We start from the raw sequence: 19492 nt of genomic DNA on the forward strand, positions 1-19492 counted from the left end.
TCGGGGGGAATGACGATGCTGGCCGACGCGAAAACCTACGAGGAGCTTGTCGCCCGTTTCGAGTGGAACATACCTGAGCGCTACAATATCGGCGTCGACATATGCGACAAGTGGGCGGATACCGATCCCGAGCGGACCGCCCTCGTGTGCATAGCCGAGGACGGCACCCGCGAGACGGTCAGCTTCGCCGAGCTCAAGGCGCTTTCGAACCGGATCGCCAACCTTTTCGAGCGTGACGGCATCAGGCGCGGCGACCGCGTGGCGGTGCTGCTTCCGCAGGCGAAAGAGACCGCTGCGGCACATATCGCGGTGCTGAAGCTCGGCGCCATCACCATTCCCCTCTTCATGCTGTTCGGCGAGGAAGCGCTTTCCTACAGGATCGGCAATTCCGGCGCGAAGGCGGTGGTCACCAACAGGGCCGGCGCAGCCAAGCTGGCGGGAATCCGTGAGCTGCTGCCGGAGCTCTCGGTCGTCTACCGGATCGACGGGAGCGACACCGCGACCGTCGATCTGCATGCCGAGGCCGCGAGGCTTCCGGCGGCGTTCACCCCGGCCGAGACCGGCGCCGACGATCCGGCGATCATCATCTACACGTCGGGAACCACCGGCCAACCGAAAGGCGCGCTGCATGCCCACCGGGTGCTGCTCGGTCACCTGCCCGGCGTCGAGATGAGCCATGACCTGTTTCCCCGCCCCGGCGACCGGATCTGGACACCGGCCGACTGGGCCTGGATCGGCGGCCTCCTCGACGTTCTGATGCCCGCGCTCCATCACGGCATCACGGTCGTCGCCTGCCGCTTTGCGAAATTCACGGCGGAAGCCGCCTTCCGGCTGATCTCGGAGGAAGGGGTGCGCAACGCCTTCCTTCCGCCGACGGCCTTGAAGATGATGCGCGCCGCCGGCGATCCGCCGGCCGGCCTCGATCTCCAAATGCGCACCATCGCCAGCGGCGGCGAAACGCTCGGGACCGAACTCGTCGAGTGGGGACGCCGGGTGTTCGGCGTCACGATCAACGAATTCTACGGCCAGACCGAGTGCAACATGATTGTCTCCTCCTGCGCGGCGCTGATGCCGGCGCGGCCGGGCATCATGGGACGCGCCGCGCCCGGGCACGCGGTCGCCATCGTCGACGGGGACGGCCGACCCGTGCCGGACGGAACCCAGGGCAATATCGGCGTCCGGCGCGGCGATCCGGTCATGTTCCTCGGCTACTGGAACAACCGCGAGGCAACCGACGCCAAATTCGCCGGCGACTACCTTTTGACCGGCGACATGGGCGTGAGGGATGCGGATGGCTGGCTGCGCTTCGTCGGCCGCGACGACGACGTCATAACCTCTTCGGGGTACCGGATCGGTCCGGGCGAGATCGAGGACTGCCTGATCGCTCACGAGGCAGTCGCCATGGCCGGCGTCATCGGCAAGCCGGACGCGACGCGCACCGAGATCGTCAAGGCCTATGTGGTGCTGGCCGACGGACACGCAGCGTCGGAGGCGCTGGCGAAGGAGTTGCAGGAATTCGTCAAGTCGCGGCTCGCCGCGCACGAGTACCCGCGCGAAATCGCCTTTGTCGACAGCCTGCCGATGACAACCACCGGCAAGATCATCCGCAAGGAGCTGCGGGCCCGTGCTGCCGCGGAGCCCGGGTCCGGCAGTTAGGCCGGGATCTGCCTTTTCCGGATTTTTCCTTGCATCGGGCCGTGAAAATCACGATATAGGGCGCGGGAGGTTGGTGGTGGACGAGCCACTCGCCAACCGGGTCAGGTCCGGAAGGAAGCAGCCCCAACGAGTCGCGGCACGGGTCACCGTGCCAGCCTCCCACCCTTCTTCTCCGTCATTGCGTTTTACCGGGCGGGCCGATGTCGGCAGCGCCGGGCAAGAGTGTGCGCCGGCACCGGCCGCAGGCGGGGAAATCGTCGCCGCCATGCGGAATAGGCCTCAACAATACCGGCCCGCACAGCTAAGCTTGGCGCATGGACGTCTCCACACCCAATTCACCGAATACCCCCGGCGGAAGCGCACGCGATCCCGGTTACCGGGTTCTTGCGCGCAAGTACCGCCCGAGGAGTTTCGAGGATCTCGTCGGCCAGGAGCCGATGGTCCAGACCTTGCGCAACGCGTTCGAGACCGGCCGGATCGCGCAGGCCTGGATGCTGACCGGCGTTCGCGGCGTCGGCAAGACAACGACGGCACGCATTCTCGCCCGTGGCCTCAATTACGAGATTCCGGGCGAGGTCGACCGGCCAACCGTCAATCTCGACCGCCCCGGCGTTCACTGCGAGGCGATCATGGACGGGCGTCATGTCGACGTCATCGAGATGGACGCCGCCTCGCATACCGGTATCGACGATATCCGCGAGATCACCGAGGCGGCGCGCTATCGCCCTGCCTCGGCCCGCTTCAAGGTCTACATCATCGACGAAGTGCACATGCTGTCCAAGTCGGCCTTCAACGGCCTGCTGAAGACGCTCGAGGAGCCGCCCGAGCATGTGAAATTCATCTTCGCCACGACCGAAATCCGCAAGGTGCCGGTCACGGTGCTTTCCAGGTGCCAGCGTTTCGACCTGCGCCGGATTGATGCCGACAAGTTGGTCGGACTGCTGCGCCGGATCTCGGCGGCGGAAGGGATCACGATCGAGGACGAGGCACTGGCGCTCGTCGCCCGGGCCGGCGAAGGTTCGGCCCGCGATTCGCTCTCGCTCCTCGACCAGGCCATCGCCCATGGCAGCGTCACGGCGCCCGGCGCCGCCGAGGGGATTACCGCCGACACCGTGCGCGGCATGCTCGGCCTTGCCGACAGGGCCCGTGTCATCGACCTGTTCGAACACCTGATGCGCGGCGATGCCGGCGCGGCGATGGCCGAGTTCAGGGTCCAGTACGATGTCGGCGCGGATCCCGTCGTCGTGCTTTCGGACCTCGCCGAGTTCACCCATCTGGTGACCCGGCTGAAGATCGTGCCCGATGCCGGCAACGACGCATCCGTCACCGAGACCGAACGACTGCGCGGACGTGACCTCGCCGGACGCCTGTCGCTGCGCCTCCTGTCCCGTGCCTGGCAGATCCTGCTGAAAGGCATCGAGGAAGTCCAGGCGGCGCCCAAGCCTCACCTTGCCGCGGACATGGTGCTGGTGCGCCTTGCCTATGCCGCCGACCTGCCCGATCCGGAGGAGGCATTGAAGCTGCTGCGCGCCGGCCAGGGCGAGGCCCTTGCCTCCGCGCTGCCGGCACAGGCTCCCCCGACCGGCGGGACAGTGGCAAGCGCGCCTCCTCCCCCTCCACAGCAAGCCGCGTTCGAACCGTCCATTGCCCCCCCGCCTTCGGTCCCTGCCGGTGGCACCGCCGCCCCGGCCGGCGCTCCGCCACGCCTGCAGGCGCTGGCAGGAAGTGCCGCCCTGGCCGCGCGCCGCTCCGAGACCGAGCCGCGCCATCAGGCGCAGTTCGCGCCCCGACCGCAAGCCGAGGAACCGGCCCATGACGGCCCGATGTCGCTTGCCGACTGCGCCGCCCTGGCCGCCGAAAAGCGCGACATTCGCCTCAAGGTCGAGATCGAGCGGCAGATGCGGCTGGTGCGGTTCGAACCGGGCCGGATAGAGATCCAGCCGGTAAGGGACGCCGATCCCGACCTTGCCGGGCGCCTGGGCCGCAAGCTGAGCGAATGGACAGGCAGACGGTGGATCGTCACCGTGTCGAGGACGGAAGGGCGCCCGACGCTTCACGAGGAACGCGAGGAGACGCAGCGCCAGCTCATCTCCGACGCCAAGGCGGAGCCCGCGGTCGCCGCCCTTCTCGCCACCTTCCCGGGAGCCAAGGTTGTCGACGTGCGCGTCAGCGCTTCTGAAGACACGCCCCTTGACATGGCCCCGGTCGAAGACGACACCGATCCCGATATCTGAAGCGGGCGCCGGATCCGGAACCATCCGCCAGCCCGCCCATTTTCCGACCGTCCTGTCCATCGAGGACCGGACGCGCCAAGGAGACCATGATGGACATTATGAAGATGATGAAGCAGGCGAAGCAGATGCAGGAGCAGATGGGCTCCCTGCAGGAAGAGATCGCCTCGCTCACGGTCGAGGGCGCAGCCGCCGGCGGCATGGTCAGCGTGACCATGTCCGGCAAGGGTGAGCTCAAGGGCATCCGCATAGATCCCTCGCTCGCCAAGGCCGACGAGGTCGACATCCTCGAGGATCTCATCCTTGCAGCCCATCAGGATGCCAAGGCCAAGGCCGAGGCGATGCTGCAGGAAAAGACCCAGGAGATGATGGGCGGCCTCGGCCTTCCCGCCGGTTTCAAGCTGCCGTTCTGATCCGATGAACAACCGTGCGGTCGCCGGACCCGAGGTCGAACGGCTGATCCAGCTGCTTGCCAAGCTGCCGGGGCTGGGCCCCCGCTCGGCGCGGCGTGCGGCGCTCCATCTCATCAAGAAAAAGGATCAGCTGCTGATCCCGCTCGCCCAGGCCATGGGCGTGGCGGTGGAGCATGTCACCGTCTGTTCCACCTGCGGGACGGTCGACACCAGCGACCCTTGCACGATCTGCGCGGACACGCGCCGCGACGGCGCCACGGTGGTGGTGGTCGAGGACGTTGCCGACCTGTGGGCGCTGGAGCGCGCCGGCGCGCTCAACTGCCGCTACCATGTGCTCGGCGGGACGCTTTCGCCGCTCGACGGCATCGGACCGGATGACCTGACGATCAACAAGCTGCTCGAGCGGGCGGCCGAGGGCGGGGTCACCGAGATCGTGCTCGCCGTCAACGCCACGGTCGAGGGGCAGACCACCGCCCATTACATCACCGACCGGTTGCGCGGGCTCGATGTCAAGGTGACGCGCCTGGCCCATGGCGTACCGGTCGGCGGCGAACTCGACTATCTCGACGAGGGAACGCTTGCCCAGGCGCTGAAGGCCCGCACCGCTTTCTGAGCCCTTCCCAGTCTACAAGCGCGGGCAAATGAAACGCGGCACAGGGCGTGCTAGGCTCGCTGGTGCAAGGCAAACCGCACCGGATCATCATGCAACGCGCCCTGACCCTCATCTTCCGTCTGTCCCTCGCCGCCGCCTCGCTCGCTCTCCCGAGCCTGCCGGCAGCGGCCCAGCAGGGCCTTCAGGCGAAATTCGCAAGCTTCCTGGAGACCCGCATCGTGCCGGCCGCGCGCGAGGCCGGTGTTCCCGCATCCGTGATCGCACGCGAACACAAGGGGCTTTCGCCCGACACCTCGCTTCCCGGCCTTGGCGAGCCGGACGGTCCGGCGCGCCCGCCATCCGTCAACTACCAGTCGGAGTTCCGCGCGCCGGGCGGCTATTTCCGCGACAGCCAGTTCAACGCGCTGGTCAATCGCGGACGCGCCCTCGCCCGCACCCATCAAGCGACGCTGGCCCGGATCGAGGCCCGCTACGGCGTGCCATCGCGCATCCTTCTGGCGATCTGGGCGAGGGAGTCCGGCTATGGCGGGGCGCGCATTCCCCATGACGCGCTGAGGACGCTCGCGACCCGCGCCTTCATGGGCGACCGGCGCGACTTCTTTGCAAAGGAGACGGTCGCGGCGCTGCAGATCCTTGCCGACGGCCACATTTCCCGGGCCGAGATGAAAAGCTCCTGGGGCGGCGCGCTCGGGCAACCGCAATTCCTTCCCTCGAGCTTCCTTCGCCTCGCCGTCGATTTCGACGGTGACGGCAAGCGCGACATCTGGCGCTCGGTGCCCGACACGCTCGCCTCCATCGCCAACTACCTTGCCTGGTACGGCTGGGTGAAGGGGCGGGACTGGGGCTTCGAGGCGGTCGTGCCAACCTCCGTCTCCTGCTCGCGCGAGGGGCCGGACCGCGGCCAGCCGATTTCGGCCTGGGTGGCGGAGGGCGTCACGCGCGTGAAGGATCGCCCCTTCCCCGCGCATGAACTGCCGCAGCCGGGATTCCTCCTGATGCCGGCGGGACGCAACGGCCCGGCCTTCATCGCCACCGACAATTTCTACGTGCTCAAGGCCTATAACGAGTCCGACGTCTACGCGCTCTTCGTCGGACATCTCGCCGACCGCTACGGCAGCAATTCAGGCTTCGTGCAGGGCTGGAAGGACGTGAAAACGCGCTCGCGCGGCGCGGTGCGCCAGTTGCAGATGACGCTTGAAGGGAAGGGCCACGATGTGGGCGGCGCCGACGGGCTGATCGGCTTCAAGACGCGGCGCACCCTCGGGCTCGAACAGGAAAAGGCCGGCCGTCGCGCCACCTGCTGGCTGGAGTAGATCCGGCGCGAGGAGAGCGTGAGAAAACAGCCCCGGAGCCAGTGGAGATGACGTGCTCGCACGCCACGCGCCGGACGGCACGTTGCTACCTGGTCAGGCGGCGCTTGAGAAATGTGCCGCAGCGTGGTGGCAGCGAAGGTTTGTTGGCGACACTCATCACCGAATAGCGGTCCCCTCTCTTGCGGCGCAGGTCGTTGGCAAGACGGCGCGCGCGCTTCTTCGCGGCCAGCTTTCCGGCAAAGACCACCTCGCCCCGAATGCCGCCAGTGCGCTCAAGGTGCCGCTTCAACCGCTGCCGGTGCCGCTGGAAGCTCGAGCGTTTCACGCGGTATTCATCCACCGTCAACCCGGCCTTGACGTTGTGACAGGCATGCCAGCGCGACTTCCCCGGACGGCGCACGCGGGTCTGCTCGAACAGCAGGTACTGGTCCACGCGACGGCGCTTGGCGACCGGGGTCTGGCTTCGCTCGGGATAGAGACTTCCGGGGCGGATGCTGTCGCGTGCTCCCCAGATCACGACGTAGTAGCTCTTCCAGCCGGAATCGCGGTTCCTCCGCTCGCGGGTACGACCGAGTTTCATCCGCGGTTCCGACGCGGGCCTGCTACTGGTCGCATTGCGCTTCGTGTTGGAGGGCTTCGCCTTCTGAGCGGGCTTCCGGCTCCTTGTATCGGCCCCGGACCCCGCCGTCTTTCCCCCCGAGGTGGATGAGGAGGTCTTGCGCTCGGACGGAAGCACCAGGTCTCCCTCAATGACCCGCCGGACATTCTCCCAGCTTGCCGGATAGCCCGCACGGGTCAGGCGCAATATGATGTCGACGGCGCTTTGACCCGTCTTTTTCTTGCCCGCGCCATCGGCGGCCAGAGCTCCCGGCACGGCCAGAACACCGGCGAGCAACACCATCCAGACAGCACCCAGCATCAGGCGCCTCGTCGCGTCCCATCCCGCGATCATGCCAATTTCCCCGGTTTCCTGTTCCTACTCACTGACCACGTCCGTCTCCGCCGTCTCCAGGTGGAAGGCGGCGGCCATCAGTGCCTTCGTGTAGTCGGTCTTCGGCGCGTCGAAGATATCGGCCGCAGAACCTGCCTCCACCACCTTGCCGGCACGCATGACGACCACCTCATTGGCGAGCGCGCGAACGACCTTCAGGTCATGCGAGATGAAGAGATAGGCCAGGCCGTGGCGCTTCTGCAGATCTCGCAGGAGATCGACCACCTGCGCCTGCACGCTCATGTCGAGCGCCGAGGTCGGCTCGTCGAGCATGACGAATTTCGGCTGCAACACCATGGCGCGAGCGATCGAGATGCGCTGGCGCTGGCCGCCGGAGAACTCGTGCGGATAGCGGAAGCGGGTGTTCTCGTCGAGGCCGACCTCGACAAGGGCGGCCGCCACCTTGGCGTCGCGCTCGTCCGCCGAGATCCCCGGGAAGTGGACAGCCAGCCCCTCGCCGACAATGTCGGCCACCGACATGCGCGGGGAGAGCGAGCCGAACGGGTCCTGGAACACCACCTGCATGTCACGGCGCAGCGGACGCATGTCCTTCCAGGACAGGGTGTCGATGTCGCGCGCGCCGAAACGGATCTTGCCCGTTGAGGAGATCATCCGGAGCAGGGCGAGGCCGAGCGTCGTCTTGCCGGACCCGCTCTCGCCGACAATACCGAGCGTCTGGCCTTCACGCACGGTGACATCGATGCCGTCGACCGCCTTGATGTGGTCGACGGTCCGTCGCAGGAAACCCCGCCTGACCGGAAACCACACCTTGACGTCCTTCGCCTCGACAACAATCGGACGGCGGTCGTCGGTCACGGGCGGCTTGCCCTTCGGTTCGGCCTCGATCAGGTGACGCGTGTAATCGTGCTGCGGGTTCTCGAAGACCTGCGCGACGGGTCCGCTCTCGACGATCCTGCCTCCGGTCATCACACAGACGCGGTCGGCCACCTTGCGAACGATGCCGAGGTCGTGGGTGATGAACAGCATCGCCATGCCGGTGTCTCGCTGCAGGTCCTTCAGCAGCTTGAGGATCTGCGCCTGAACGGTGACGTCGAGCGCGGTGGTCGGCTCGTCGGCGATGAGAAGGTCCGGCTCGTTCGCCAGTGCCATCGCAATCATGACGCGCTGGCGCTGGCCGCCGGAGAGCTGATGCGGATAGCTCTGCAGACGGCTTTCCGGATCGCGGATGCCGACCTGGTCGAGCAATTGCACCACGCGCTTGCGCGCCGCCGTCTCACCCATGCCGCGATGCAGCTTCAACACCTCGGCGACCTGCTTTTCCACCGCGTGCAGCGGGTTGAGCGACGTCATCGGCTCCTGGAAGATCATCGAGATCTCGTTGCCGCGAATGCGGCGCAGCGCCGCCTCGCCCGCAGTCAGGACATTCTCACCCTTGAACAGGATCTCGCCGGTCGGATGCGAAGCCGCCGGATAGGGCAGCAGCCGCACGGCGGAGAGCGCCGAGACCGATTTCCCCGACCCGCTCTCGCCGACCAGCGCGACGGTCTCGCCCCGGACAATGTCGAAGGAGACCCGATCGACCGCTGTCTGGGTGACCCCGTTCTGCGTGAAGGCAACAGAGAGGTCGCGAACGGAAAGCAGCGGTGTGGATGTCATGTCGCTCGTCATGGGGGCCTCACGCGAAGCTCTTGCGCGGATCGAAGGCGTCGCGCACCGCCTCGCCGATGAAGATCAGCAGGCTCAGCATGGTCGAGATGACGATGAAGCCGGTGATGCCGAGCCACGGGGCCTGAAGATTGTTCTTGCCCTGGGCCAGCAACTCGCCAAGCGAGGCGGAGCCCGGCGGCAGGCCGAAGCCGAGGAAGTCGAGCGCCGTCAGCGTCGAGATCGAGCCGTTCAGGATGAAGGGCATGAAGGTCAGCGTCGCCACCATCGCATTGGGCAGGAGGTGGCGCCACATGATCGTGGCATTGCCGACGCCCAGCGCGCGCGCCGCCGTCACATACTCGAAATTCCGCGCGCGCAGGAACTCGGCCCGCACCACGCCGACCAGCGCCACCCAGGAGAAGGCGAGCAGGATCGTGAACAGTGTCCAGAAGCCGGGTATCAGCACCGAGGAGACGATCAGGATCAGGTAGAGCGTGGGGATTGCCGTCCAGATCTCGATGAAGCGCTGGAAGAGGAGATCGGTCCAGCCGCCGTAATACCCCTGCACCGCGCCCGCACCGATGCCGATCACCGAGGAGGCGATCGTCAACGCAAGGCCAAACAGGACCGAGATGCGGAACCCGTAGACGAGGCGTGCAACCACGTCGCGGCCCTGATCATCCGTGCCCAGCCAGTTCCAGTTGCCAAACGTGCAGTTCGGATCGTCGGCACCGAGGGGATAGCGGCTGCAGCGTTCCGGCTCGTCGAGCAACCAGGACGGCGGTGCCGGCGCCGGCACCGGGATCTCGTTGTTCACCGTGCGATAGGAGTAGCGGACCGGTGGCCAGAGCATCCAGCCATTGGTGTTGATCTCATCCTGGATGTAAGGGTCGCGGTAGTCCGTCACAGCAAGGAAGCCACCGAATTTTTCCTCGGGATAGTCGACCAGGATCGGCGCCAGCACCTCGCCCTTGTAGACAACGACAATGGGCTTGTCGTTGACGAGAAGCTCGGCCAGCAGCGACAGAACGAACAGGACCATGAAGATCCAGAAGGACCAGTAGCCGCGCCGGTTCGCCTTGAAATTCGTCAGGCGGCGGCGATTGATCGGCGACAGGAATCCGGTCGGCCGGCCCACATGCGGCCCCGCTCCTTCGGCAACACCGCCCGTTTCGTTTATCGGATGATCCGCCATCTCAAACCTCCCGGCTTTCGAAGTCGATGCGCGGATCGATCCAGGTATAGGTGAGATCGGAGATCAGGTTCACCAGCAGACCCATGAGCGAAAAAATATACAACGTTGCGAAGACCACTGCGTAGTCCCGGTTGATCACCGCCTCGAAGCCGAGCAGGCCGAGACCGTCGAGCGAGAAAATCGTCTCGATCAGCAGCGAGCCGGCGAAGAAGGACGAGATGAAGGCTCCCGGGAAGCCCGCGATGACGATCAGCATGGCGTTTCGGAAGACGTGGCCGTAGAGCACCTGACGCTCATTCAGCCCCTTGGCCCGGGCCGTCTGGACATACTGCTTGCGGATCTCGTCGAGGAACGAGTTCTTCGTCAGCAGCGTCACCGTGGCGAAGGCCGACAGCACCATCGCGGTGAGCGGCAGCGCCAGATGCCAGAAATAGTCGAGAATGCGGGCCGGCCAGGACAGTTGCTCCCAGTTCTCCGAAGTGAGGCCGCGCAAGGGGAACCAGTCGAGGAACGAGCCGCCGGCAAAGAGCACGATCAGCAGGACGGCAAAGAGAAACCCGGGGATCGCGTAGCCGACGACGATCACCGCCGACGTCCAGACGTCGAAACGCGAACCGTCCCTGACCGCCTTGCGTATGCCGAGCGGGATCGAGATCATGTAGGAGATGAAGGTCATCCACAGGCCGAGCGAGATCGACACAGGCATCTTCTCGACGATCAGGTCGAGGACCGCGATGTCGCGGAAATAGCTGTCGCCGAAATCGAACCGAGCATAGTCCCACAGCATGCCGGCGAAGCGCTCGAGCGGCGGCTTGTCGAAGCCGAACTGGCGTTCGAGATCCTTGATGAATTCCGGGTCCAGCCCCTGCGCACCGCGATACTTCGAACCACCCGCAGCCTCGCCACTCGTATCGGCGCCGCTGCCGGCGAAGTCGTTTCCTCCGCCGGAAATCCGGGCGGTTGCGGAAACGTCGGTGCCTTGCAGCTGCGCGATCACCCGCTCGACAGGCCCGCCGGGCGCGAACTGGATGATGACGAAATTGATGGCCATGATGCCGACCAGCGTCGGCACGATCAGCAACAGCCGGCGCAGGATATAGGCGCCCATCGTGTCAGATATCCTTTTCTCGAGAAACGGCGACTTGCATCATCGCGTCGCGGTCCCGCCCGCTGCCTGCGCGCGTGCTCTTGTCATTGGACGCCGATGCGTTCGGCGCTTTCCCGGTCGAACCACCAATGTGTCTCCGGGGAGAACCCGTGCTCCGGCGCGGCGACAGGCCTGCCGAAAACATCCCACATGGCGACGGTATGAACCGCCTTGTACCAATGCGGAACCCAGTAGTAGCCAGCCCGCAGCACCCGGTCCAGAGCCCGGGCGGCAATCGTCATTTGCTGGCGCGTGTCAGCGACCACGATCGCATCGATCAACGCATCCACAGCCGGATCCCTGATCCCGGACAGGTTGCTCGACCCTGACATGTCCGCCGCCTCGGAGCCCCAGTACTGGCGGATCTCCTCGCCCAGCGTCGCCTGCATGCTGAAGCGGCGGGAAACAACATCAAAGTCGTGGCTGTTGATCCGCGCCTGGTATTGCGCCGGGTCGACGACGCGGAAACTGACCTCTATGCCCAGCAGCTTCAGGTTATTGATATAGGGAAGGGTCACCCGTTCGAAGGTGGTCGAGTTCGACATGATCTCGAAGGCAAAAGGCGTCCCGTCCGGCAGCAGCAGCCTTGCCCCGTCGCGGCGGCAGCCGGCCTCCCTCAGCAACCGGTCCGCATCCCGCAGCATCGACCGGTCCTGGCCGGTGCCATCGGAAACGGGCGGCACGATCGCCGGACCGAAGACCGTATCGGGAACCTTGCCCCGCCAGGGCGCAAGGAGGGCGAGTTCCTCCGCATCCGGCTCGCCCTCGGCAAGCATCTGCGAGTTCTGGAAGAAGGAATGGGTCCGTTTGTAGGCCCCGAAGAACAGCGAAGCGTTGGTCCATTCGAAATCGAAGGCAAGGCCCAGAGCCTGACGAATACGCGGATCGGAGAATTTCGACCGGCGGGTATTCAGGAACCAGCCCTGGCCGCCCGAGGGCCGGCCATCGGGGATTTCCTCCCGCGTGACGCGGCCGTCCTCGACGGCGGGAAAATTGTACTCCGTTGCCCAGGTGCGTGACGTAAACTCCTCACGGAATGTCGTCACGCCCTTCTTGAACGCCTCGAAATCCACCTGGCGATCGCGGAAGAACTCCAGCCGCACGCGGGAGAAATTGTAGTGGCCACGGCTGACGGGCAGATCCGCCCCCCACCAGGACGCGACGCGCTCATATTCGACATAGCGCCCGACCTCGTGGCGCCCGACCTTGTACGGGCCGGACGACAGTGGCGGCGTCAGCGTCGTCTGCCCGAAGTCATAGCGGGTGTAATAGGCCTTGGAGAAGATCGGCATCTCCGTGGCAATCAGCGGCACCTTGCGCGACTGCCGGCCGGAAAACACCAGCGTCACCCTGTGACGTCCGTCGACCCGCGCCTCGTCCAGTTCGCGCAACACCTGCCGGATGGAGGGATGCCCCTGCTCCTTCAGCGTTGCCAGCGAGAAGGCGACGTCCTCGGCCGTCAGCGGACTTTCGTCATGAAACCGCGCCTCGGGCCTGAGGTTGAACGTATAGGCATTGCCGTCCTCCGACACCTCGACGCTTTCGGCCACCAGCCCGTAGACGGCATCCGGCTCGTCGAGGGCGCGCACCATCAGCGTGTCGAAGCACAGCTCCATCCGCGGCGGGGCGTCGCCCTTGAGAATGAACGTATTGAAGCTGTTGAAGGTCTGCGGGTTCTGGTTGTAGGCCCAGGATGGAGCGGTGAAGGCAATCCGGCCATCCTTCGGGGCCGACGGATCGACATAGTCGAAACTGAAGAAGTCCTGCGGATATTTCAGATCGCCGAAGACGGACAGGCCGTGTCGGCGATCAACCGCTTCCTCCGCATGGCCGAAGCGGAGCGGGAGAAGTGTCGCCGCGGAGAAGGCCGAGACACCGACCAGCAACTCGCGCCGGCTCGGACACAGCCGCGACAGCAGCGGATGATCGGCGCCTCCACTCATCCCTGACCCCCGACATGTTCGGCCTTCTGCTCATCCCACCACCAAATGGACGGAAACCCGTGAGTGTATTCGGGAATGTTCTCCGGATGGCCGAAGCGGTCCCATCGAGCGGTCCGGTCGACATCGATATAGAACTGCGGCACGACATAGTGATGCGCCATCAGCACCCGGTCGAGCGCGCGCGTCGCCGCGACCAGTTCGTCCCGGTCGCCGGCATAAATCACCTTCTCGATCAAGGCGTCGATGCCCGCATCCTTGATGCCGCCATAGTTGCGCGACTGGGGGCGATCCGCGGCCTCGCTGCCCCAGAAGTCACGCTGCTCGTTGCCCGGCGACAGGGACTGGGCCCAGCCGAGCGTTGTCACGTCAAAGTCGCGCTCGCGAATGCGGTTGATGTATTGCGGCGTATCGACGGTGCGCAGCGTCATCTTGATGCCGATACGCTCAAGATTGTGCGCGTAGGGCAGGACATAGCGCTCCGAATTGGGATCATTGCCGAGGAACTCGATCTCGAGAGGCGCACCGGTCGCCACGTTGACCATCTGCCGCCCGCGCAGTTCGTAACCGGCCTCGCGCAGCAGGTCGACCGCCTTGCGCAGGTTGTCGCGCAGCGAGGCCGGGTCGCCGTTGACCGGGTTCTCGTAGGGTGTCGTGAAGACACGCTCGGGCACGAGGTCGCGGACGCTTTCCAGGATCTCCAGCTCCTTGCCTTCCGGCAGGCCGCTCGAGGCAAGTTCCGTTCCGGCGAAATAGGAGGGAATGCGCTTGTACTGATCGAAGAAGACGGTCTTGTTGGCCGTCTCGAAGTCGAAGGCGAGATTGAACGCCTGCCGGACGCGAATATCCGAGAACGGCTCGCGGCGCAGGTTCAGGACGAACGCCTGCATGATCCCGCGCGCCTTGTCCGGGAAGGTCTCGAGGACGACACGCCCGTCCCTGACCGCCGGAAAATCATAACCGGTCGCCCAGTTCTTGGCGCTGTTCTCGGCGCGGAAGTCATATTGGTCCGCCTTGAAGGCCTGCAGGAGAACGGTCTGGTCGCGATAGCTTTCGTAGCGCACCTTGTCGAAATTGTTGGTGCCGACCCGGACCGGATGCCGGCTCGCCCAGTAGTCGGGAACGCGTTCGTATTCGATGTAACGACCGGGCTCGAACGCACCGATGCGATAGGGGCCGGATCCGAGCGGCGCCTCCAGCGTCGCGCCGGAAATATCGCGCTGTTTGCCATCGGCACCCGTGCCCTCCCACCAGTGCTTGGGCAGGACGATCAACTGACCAACGATCTTGGGAAGCTCGCGATTGCCCGGCGCGTCGAAGGTAAAGCGCACGACGCGGTCCCCCATGGGCTCCGCGCTGGTCACGTGCCGGTAGTAGAAGGCCTGGCTGGGATTGACCTCTTTCAGCTTGCCGAAGCTCCAGACCACGTCGTCGACGCTGATTGGCGTCCCGTCATGCCAGCGAGCCTGCGGATTGAGCCGGTACTCCACCCAGGAATAGTCGTCGGGATAGCGGAAGGCCTCGGCGATCAGACCGTATTCGGCATTGATGTTCATCTCGTCGAGCGCCGGCTCGAGCAGGGAATCGTACATCAGCCCGAGACCGGGCGCCGTGTTGCCCTTCGGCAGGACCGGATTGAGCGTGTCGAAGCCGGAGGATTCGCCCAGCCGCACGATACCGCCCTTGGGAGCGTCCGGGTTGACGTAGTCGAAATGGGCGAAGCCTTCCGCATATTTCGGCTCGCCGCTCAGCGCTGCGCCGTGCCGCCATTCCGGTTCCGTCTGGGCAAGTCCCGCGGACATTGCCGCAAGCAGCATCGCCAGCGCCACAAGCGGGACCGCAAACCATGCGCCGGAACTGCCCGCATGCCTTCCGCCGGCCGTGACCGCGATGGAACGAACTGCGCGCAGGTGGGCCGGCGCCTCGGTTGTGGTGGGATGGATCTGCATCATGGCGATCGAGCGGTTCCGTCTGGTTCTGAGCACCGTCAACCGGCGCTGACGCCGGCAACCGGTCCTCCGCTTCGCATTTCTCTCCAGACCCATACTAAGGGGTTCGAGGCAATGCTGACAGGCGCGAAACGCTTCATGACAAAAGTTTAATCGAAAAAACAAGCCGACAGGCCCGTCAGGCCGCCGCGAGCTTGTCGCGATACATGCGCCGGTCCGCGATTTCGAGAATATCCGGTATCGTCGTTCCATCATCAGGATAGTTGGCCCAGCCAACGCTTGCCCGGATCGCGATGACATGATCGCCGACATGCACCGGCTCGCTCACCACTTCCCGCAAGCGCGCGGCGATGCTGGTCGTTGTCGGATGGTGGATGACACCGGGAACGACGACGACAAATTCGTCCCCCCCGATACGGGCGATGGTGTCGGAGTCCCGCGTTTCAAGCCGCAGCCGGTTGCCGATTTCCTTCAGCACCATGTCGCCGACCGCATGCCCGAACGTATCGTTGATCGGCTTGAATGCATTGAGATCGATAAAGAAAACCTGGAAACCGAAACCGGAGCGCTCGCTGAGCGCGGCCAACTGTTCGAGACGGTCCTCCAGCAGCCGCCGGTTGGGCAATCCCGTAAGCGCATCGTGCAAGGCCATGGAACGGGCGCGCTGCTGGGCAAGCACGACAAGCACCGACAATGACCCGATCGCGAAGGTCACGCAGAACCCGACAATATGGGCGATCCACGTCTCGGGAGATGTGACGGTCCATCCCGAGACGGGACGGCTGGCGATCTGCCAGGTGCCATTGGGAAGGTTGACGGGCAACACGAGCGCGTCTTCCTCGAAAAGCTTCGGGTCACCCATGATCATGTCGCCATCCGCGCCAAGTCCGTCGGCACCGCGAATAGCAAAGTAGTATCCGTTCGCCTCGGGCCGGATCCCGGCATCGGCGAACAGCGCCTGGATGTCGATCACCACGGAGGCGACGCCCCAGTACAGGCGCTCCAGCGAGCTTTCGCTGTCATCGACGGGAATGAGCACCGGCGAACGCGCAATCAGCGCCTGCCCGCCCTGCACGAGGTTCACAGGCCCCGCGACGATCGTTCGGCGTTCATCCATGACCCGCTTCACCACCGGCCATTGAGCTTCATTCGTCCGGTAATCGAGTCCCAGGGCGCGCAGGTTGCCAATCAACGGATAAACATATTTGACGATGTTGTCGGGAGCCAACGCGATCAGCTTGATATGGCTGTTGACCGACGAAATCTCCTCGGCGAAACGGCGAAACTGGCGCTGTGTCAGATCACTGTTGATTGCCGTGAAGCTTACGAGGCCCTGCGAGATGTAAAGGGTGGCTCCGATGTCGCCTTCAAGGCGCGCGCGCGCCTCGGACAGGCGCGCCAGCGTCTCGTTTTGAACGCGCTTGCGTGCATTCTCGGTGAGCAGGACGGAAATATAGCCGGTCACTGCGATGCCGAACACGCAAACCACCAGCAAAACGGCGGCAGCAACCGCCCGGTGTCGCCACCGGATATGCGCCAATTCCTTTCCCGTCGACGTCTGCGTCATCTGTCCTCGTGCATTCGGTGAGGCGCATGCGGCCGGCGCTTCCTTGCGCCATGCTGCGAACCATCTTTCGGGAGCGCAGCCGCCGCCCCCGAAAATTACCAAGTCCCCCCGCCAAACCCCGGGGAGCCGATACCGTCAATTCTACCCCAACTCTCCAGCAAACCAACAAGCCAATCGGTGTCCGGGGCGGAGGCAGAATCAGTCCTGCTTCGAACTTCGGCAACTTGACGCTAGGGCAAACAACTTGCGATCCGGTTTACACACGGCAGGACGCAAGCCGCATGCAAAAAGGCCGGGCAAAGAGCCCGGCCTTCATGTCCGACATCAGCGCTCCAGCGGAGCCGCTATTGATTGGCGGCCGGTGCCTCGGGCTCGGCGGCCGGCGTTTCGGCCTCGGCAGCAGGCGCCTCGGCCGGCGCTTCAGTCTCGGCGGCCGGCGCCTCGGGCAATGCCATCGGGCTTTCAGCCAGGGTGCGGAGATAGGCGACCAGGTCGGCGCGATCGGCGGGCTTCTTCATGCCCGCGTATCCCATCGATGTGCCCGACACGACCGTCTTGGGGGCCGCGAGAAAGGCATCCAGGTTCTCGTAATCCCAGGCGCCTGCGGACTGACCGTATTCCTGCATGGCGCCGGAATAGCGGAAGCCTTCATGCGAGCCGGGAGCGCGACCGAGCACGTCCCACAGAGCCGGGCCGACCTTGTTGGCCCCGCCTTGCGAGAAGTCGTGGCACGCCGCGCAGGCGCGCGTCAGCTTTTCGCCGTTCTCCGCAGAGGCGCTTGCCAGGCGAACCGCGATCGGCTCGACCTGCGGGGCTTCCTTCGCCGGGGCATCCGAGCTGCCCGCATCGGCGACAACGATCTCATAGCCCGGGATCGCAGGATCTTCCGCATGGAAGATGATGTCCGAAACGATACCGAGACCCATCGTCACCAGAAGGACGGACAGGACGGCGCCGGCGACCATATTTAGCTTGGCAGAATTCATTCCCGCTGGCTCCAACTCCCTCGGTTACGACGAGGCCAATGCGAACCGGCCCCGCGCAACACGGCGCGTGGTGAAAAAGTTGCCGGAAACTACAAAGTTTTTGACGCTCGTGTCCATAGGTATAAAAGAGCAATCCATGATACAAATCACCGCATGCCGCACCGCAGCGTCCAATCCCGGACCACAGCGGCCGGAAGAACGCCCGTGAGGCCTGCACTCGTCGTCATTCCGGCGCGCATGGCGTCCACGCGCCTGCCCGACAAGCCGCTTGCCGACATTGCCGGTAAACCGATGATCGTGCATGTCATGGAACGCGGCGAGGCGGCCGGAATCGGACCGGTGGTGGTTGCCTGCGACGATCTGCGCATCAAGGCGGCAGTCGAGGCGGCGGGCGGGACTGCCGTGCTGACCGACCCTGACCTGCCAAGCGGGTCCGACCGCGTCCGCGCCGCGGCCGAGGCAATCGATCCGGACCGGAAATACGACGTCATTCTCAATCTGCAGGGCGACGTGCCGCTGATCGAGCGAAGCGCGATCCGGGCCGCGTTCGACCCGCTGGCGGATCCGGCCGTCGACATCGGTACGATCGCGACCGAAATTCGCAACGCGGCGCTGCGCGACGATCCCGGTGCCGTCAAGGCGGTGGGCACGCCGGTGTCGGAGCGCTGCCTGCGGGCCCTTTATTTCACCAGGGCGACAGCGCCCTCCGGCCCCGGCCCGCTCTACCAGCATATCGGCCTTTACGCTTATCGACGCAGCGCACTCGACCGGTTCGTCTCGCTTCCCCCCTCGACGCTGGAAAAGCGCGAGAGCCTCGAGCAGTTGCGCGCGCTTGAAGCCGGGATGCGCATCGACATCGGCCTCATCGACAGCGTCCCCATGGACGTCAACACGCCCCAGGATCTGCAGGCCGTTCGGACGGTCCTCTCGCGGCGCAACGTCAACACCAGCTGAACAACCGGTCCATCATGTCCACGAAAAAGAAAATCGTCTTCCAGGGCGAGTATGGTGCCAACTCGCATATGGCCTGCAGGAATGCCTATCCGGACTACGAGCCGGTCCCCTGCGCCACGTTCGAGGATTGTTTCACCGCAATGGAAGCGGGCGATGCCGACCTGGGAATGATCCCGATCGAGAACTCGGTCGCCGGCCGGGTCGCAGACATCCATCACCTGCTGCCGCATTCCTCGCTGCAGATTATCGGCGAATATTTCCTGCCGATCCGTTTCCAGCTGATGGGCCTGCCCGACGCCGAGATCGGGGACCTTGCCTCGGTCCAGAGTCACGTCATGGCCCTCGGCCAGTGTCGGAAGATCATCCGGGAACTGGGCCTGCGGCCGATCATCGGCGCGGACACGGCCGGGTCGGCCCGCCAGGTCGCCGAACGCGGCGACCGGAGCGCTGCGGCCCTTGCCCCGGAAATGGCTGCGGACGCATACGGGCTGAAGATCCTGCGACGCGACGTCGAGGACGAGGCGCACAACACCACCCGCTTTCTGATCCTTTCGCGCGACACCCTGCGGGCCGTCAACAACGGCCAGACGGTGATCACCACATTCATCTTCCGCGTCCGCAACGTCCCGGCGGCGCTTTACAAGGCGCTTGGCGGTTTCGCCACCAACGGCGTCAACATGACCAAGCTGGAATCCTACCAGCTGGAAGGCCAGTTCTTCGCCTCGATGTTCTATGCCGACGTGGAAGGCCACCCGGACGACCGGTCCGTATCGCTGGCGCTCGAGGAGCTGGCCTTCTACTCGGCCGAGCTGAAGCTTCTTGGCGTCTACCCCGCCGACCCGTTCAGGGACAAGATTCGTGAGCCGGAAGCGAACCGGGCCCTGCGCCCGACGCCCGGCATCTGACCCTTTCCCCACACCATCAGAAGG

Annotated in this window: 15 protein-coding genes and 1 other RNA gene; 8 read left to right on the forward strand and 8 right to left on the reverse strand. The window is 65.0% G+C overall.

What is annotated here, in order from left to right:
• The first annotated feature begins 15 nt into the window (after window positions 1–15).
• The 6 genes from ACN0T5_RS10820 to ACN0T5_RS10845 all read left to right on the forward strand — a co-directional run bounded on the left by ACN0T5_RS10820 (window position 16) and on the right by ACN0T5_RS10845 (window position 6226).
• On the forward strand, window positions 16–1656 hold the full coding sequence (locus ACN0T5_RS10820; RefSeq protein WP_417768667.1) for an acyl-CoA synthetase: 1641 nt from the start codon (window positions 16–18) through the stop codon (window positions 1654–1656).
• Window positions 1657–1721: 65 nt separating this feature from the next.
• Window positions 1722–1819: signal recognition particle sRNA small type (gene ffs / locus ACN0T5_RS10825), an RNA gene on the forward strand.
• A gap of 151 nt (window positions 1820–1970) precedes the next feature.
• Complete coding sequence (locus tag ACN0T5_RS10830) at window positions 1971–3890, forward strand: DNA polymerase III subunit gamma/tau (protein ID WP_417768645.1); 1920 nt, start codon at window positions 1971–1973, stop codon at window positions 3888–3890.
• A gap of 89 nt (window positions 3891–3979) precedes the next feature.
• The gene (locus ACN0T5_RS10835; RefSeq protein ID WP_417768646.1) at window positions 3980–4300 is read left to right on the forward strand and encodes a YbaB/EbfC family nucleoid-associated protein; all 321 of its coding nucleotides are present in this window, start codon (window positions 3980–3982) and stop codon (window positions 4298–4300) included.
• Between the two features lie 4 nt (window positions 4301–4304).
• Window positions 4305–4913, forward strand: a complete 609-nt coding sequence (recR, locus tag ACN0T5_RS10840) for a recombination mediator RecR (RefSeq protein ID WP_417768647.1) — start codon at window positions 4305–4307, stop codon at window positions 4911–4913.
• Between the two features lie 89 nt (window positions 4914–5002).
• Window positions 5003–6226 (forward strand): lytic murein transglycosylase, encoded by a 1224-nt coding sequence (locus tag ACN0T5_RS10845; protein ID WP_417768648.1) that lies wholly within the window; start codon window positions 5003–5005, stop codon window positions 6224–6226.
• An 85-nt stretch (window positions 6227–6311) separates the two neighbouring features.
• Here ACN0T5_RS10845 and ACN0T5_RS10850 read toward each other — a convergent pair whose 3' ends face one another.
• From ACN0T5_RS10850 to ACN0T5_RS10885, 8 genes are all read right to left on the reverse strand, one after another.
• On the reverse strand, window positions 6312–7145 hold the full coding sequence (locus ACN0T5_RS10850; RefSeq protein WP_417768649.1) for a hypothetical protein: 834 nt from the start codon (window positions 7143–7145) through the stop codon (window positions 6312–6314).
• A gap of 57 nt (window positions 7146–7202) precedes the next feature.
• On the reverse strand, window positions 7203–8834 hold the full coding sequence (locus tag ACN0T5_RS10855; protein ID WP_417768668.1) for an ABC transporter ATP-binding protein: 1632 nt from the start codon (window positions 8832–8834) through the stop codon (window positions 7203–7205).
• 19 nt (window positions 8835–8853) lie between these two features.
• Entirely contained in the window at window positions 8854–10020 is a 1167-nt protein-coding gene (locus ACN0T5_RS10860) for an ABC transporter permease (RefSeq protein WP_417768650.1), read from the reverse strand.
• Window position 10021: 1 nt separating this feature from the next.
• Window positions 10022–11128 carry a microcin C ABC transporter permease YejB gene (locus ACN0T5_RS10865; protein ID WP_417768651.1) on the reverse strand — a complete coding sequence of 369 codons (1107 nt, stop codon included), beginning with the start codon at window positions 11126–11128 and terminating at the stop codon, window positions 10022–10024.
• Between the two features lie 83 nt (window positions 11129–11211).
• The gene (locus ACN0T5_RS10870) at window positions 11212–13110 is read right to left on the reverse strand and encodes an extracellular solute-binding protein (protein WP_417768652.1); all 1899 of its coding nucleotides are present in this window, start codon (window positions 13108–13110) and stop codon (window positions 11212–11214) included.
• A complete protein-coding gene (locus ACN0T5_RS10875; RefSeq protein WP_417768669.1) occupies window positions 13107–14924 on the reverse strand; it encodes an extracellular solute-binding protein in 1818 nt (605 codons plus the stop codon). Before ACN0T5_RS10875 ends, ACN0T5_RS10870 begins: the two co-directional genes overlap by 4 nt.
• Before the next feature lie 310 nt (window positions 14925–15234).
• Complete coding sequence (locus ACN0T5_RS10880; RefSeq protein WP_417768653.1) at window positions 15235–16536, reverse strand: diguanylate cyclase; 1302 nt, start codon at window positions 16534–16536, stop codon at window positions 15235–15237.
• Between the two features lie 431 nt (window positions 16537–16967).
• A complete protein-coding gene (locus ACN0T5_RS10885) occupies window positions 16968–17609 on the reverse strand; it encodes a c-type cytochrome (RefSeq protein ID WP_417768654.1) in 642 nt (213 codons plus the stop codon).
• Window positions 17610–17813: 204 nt separating this feature from the next.
• On the opposite strand from ACN0T5_RS10885, the gene ACN0T5_RS10890 reads away from it, so the two are divergent.
• Window positions 17814–18563 (forward strand): 3-deoxy-manno-octulosonate cytidylyltransferase, encoded by a 750-nt coding sequence (locus ACN0T5_RS10890; protein WP_417768655.1) that lies wholly within the window; start codon window positions 17814–17816, stop codon window positions 18561–18563.
• A 14-nt stretch (window positions 18564–18577) separates the two neighbouring features.
• The gene (locus ACN0T5_RS10895; protein ID WP_417768656.1) at window positions 18578–19468 is read left to right on the forward strand and encodes a prephenate dehydratase; all 891 of its coding nucleotides are present in this window, start codon (window positions 18578–18580) and stop codon (window positions 19466–19468) included.
• Window positions 19469–19492: the final 24 nt, after the last annotated feature.

The organism is Stappia sp., from assembly GCF_048261845.1.
In the GTDB taxonomy this organism is placed as follows: Bacteria; Pseudomonadota; Alphaproteobacteria; order Rhizobiales; family Stappiaceae; genus Stappia.

What these genes read in the sequence shown, in the direction of transcription:
- ACN0T5_RS10820 (WP_417768667.1), top strand. Translation starts at nt 16, where the DNA reads ATGCTGGCCGACGCGAAAACCTACGAGGAGCTTGTCGCCCGTTTCGAG.
- ACN0T5_RS10830 (WP_417768645.1), top strand. Translation starts at nt 1,971, where the DNA reads ATGGACGTCTCCACACCCAATTCACCGAATACCCCCGGCGGAAGCGCA.
- ACN0T5_RS10835 (WP_417768646.1), top strand. Translation starts at nt 3,980, where the DNA reads ATGGACATTATGAAGATGATGAAGCAGGCGAAGCAGATGCAGGAGCAG.
- recR (WP_417768647.1), top strand. Translation starts at nt 4,305, where the DNA reads ATGAACAACCGTGCGGTCGCCGGACCCGAGGTCGAACGGCTGATCCAG.
- ACN0T5_RS10845 (WP_417768648.1), top strand. Translation starts at nt 5,003, where the DNA reads ATGCAACGCGCCCTGACCCTCATCTTCCGTCTGTCCCTCGCCGCCGCC.
- ACN0T5_RS10850 (WP_417768649.1), bottom strand. Translation starts at nt 7,145, where the DNA reads ATGCTGGGTGCTGTCTGGATGGTGTTGCTCGCCGGTGTTCTGGCCGTG.
- ACN0T5_RS10855 (WP_417768668.1), bottom strand. Translation starts at nt 8,834, where the DNA reads ATGACATCCACACCGCTGCTTTCCGTTCGCGACCTCTCTGTTGCCTTC.
- ACN0T5_RS10860 (WP_417768650.1), bottom strand. Translation starts at nt 10,020, where the DNA reads ATGGCGGATCATCCGATAAACGAAACGGGCGGTGTTGCCGAAGGAGCG.
- ACN0T5_RS10865 (WP_417768651.1), bottom strand. Translation starts at nt 11,128, where the DNA reads ATGGGCGCCTATATCCTGCGCCGGCTGTTGCTGATCGTGCCGACGCTG.
- ACN0T5_RS10870 (WP_417768652.1), bottom strand. Translation starts at nt 13,110, where the DNA reads ATGAGTGGAGGCGCCGATCATCCGCTGCTGTCGCGGCTGTGTCCGAGC.
- ACN0T5_RS10875 (WP_417768669.1), bottom strand. Translation starts at nt 14,924, where the DNA reads ATGCTGCTTGCGGCAATGTCCGCGGGACTTGCCCAGACGGAACCGGAA.
- ACN0T5_RS10885 (WP_417768654.1), bottom strand. Translation starts at nt 17,609, where the DNA reads ATGAATTCTGCCAAGCTAAATATGGTCGCCGGCGCCGTCCTGTCCGTC.
- ACN0T5_RS10895 (WP_417768656.1), top strand. Translation starts at nt 18,578, where the DNA reads ATGTCCACGAAAAAGAAAATCGTCTTCCAGGGCGAGTATGGTGCCAAC.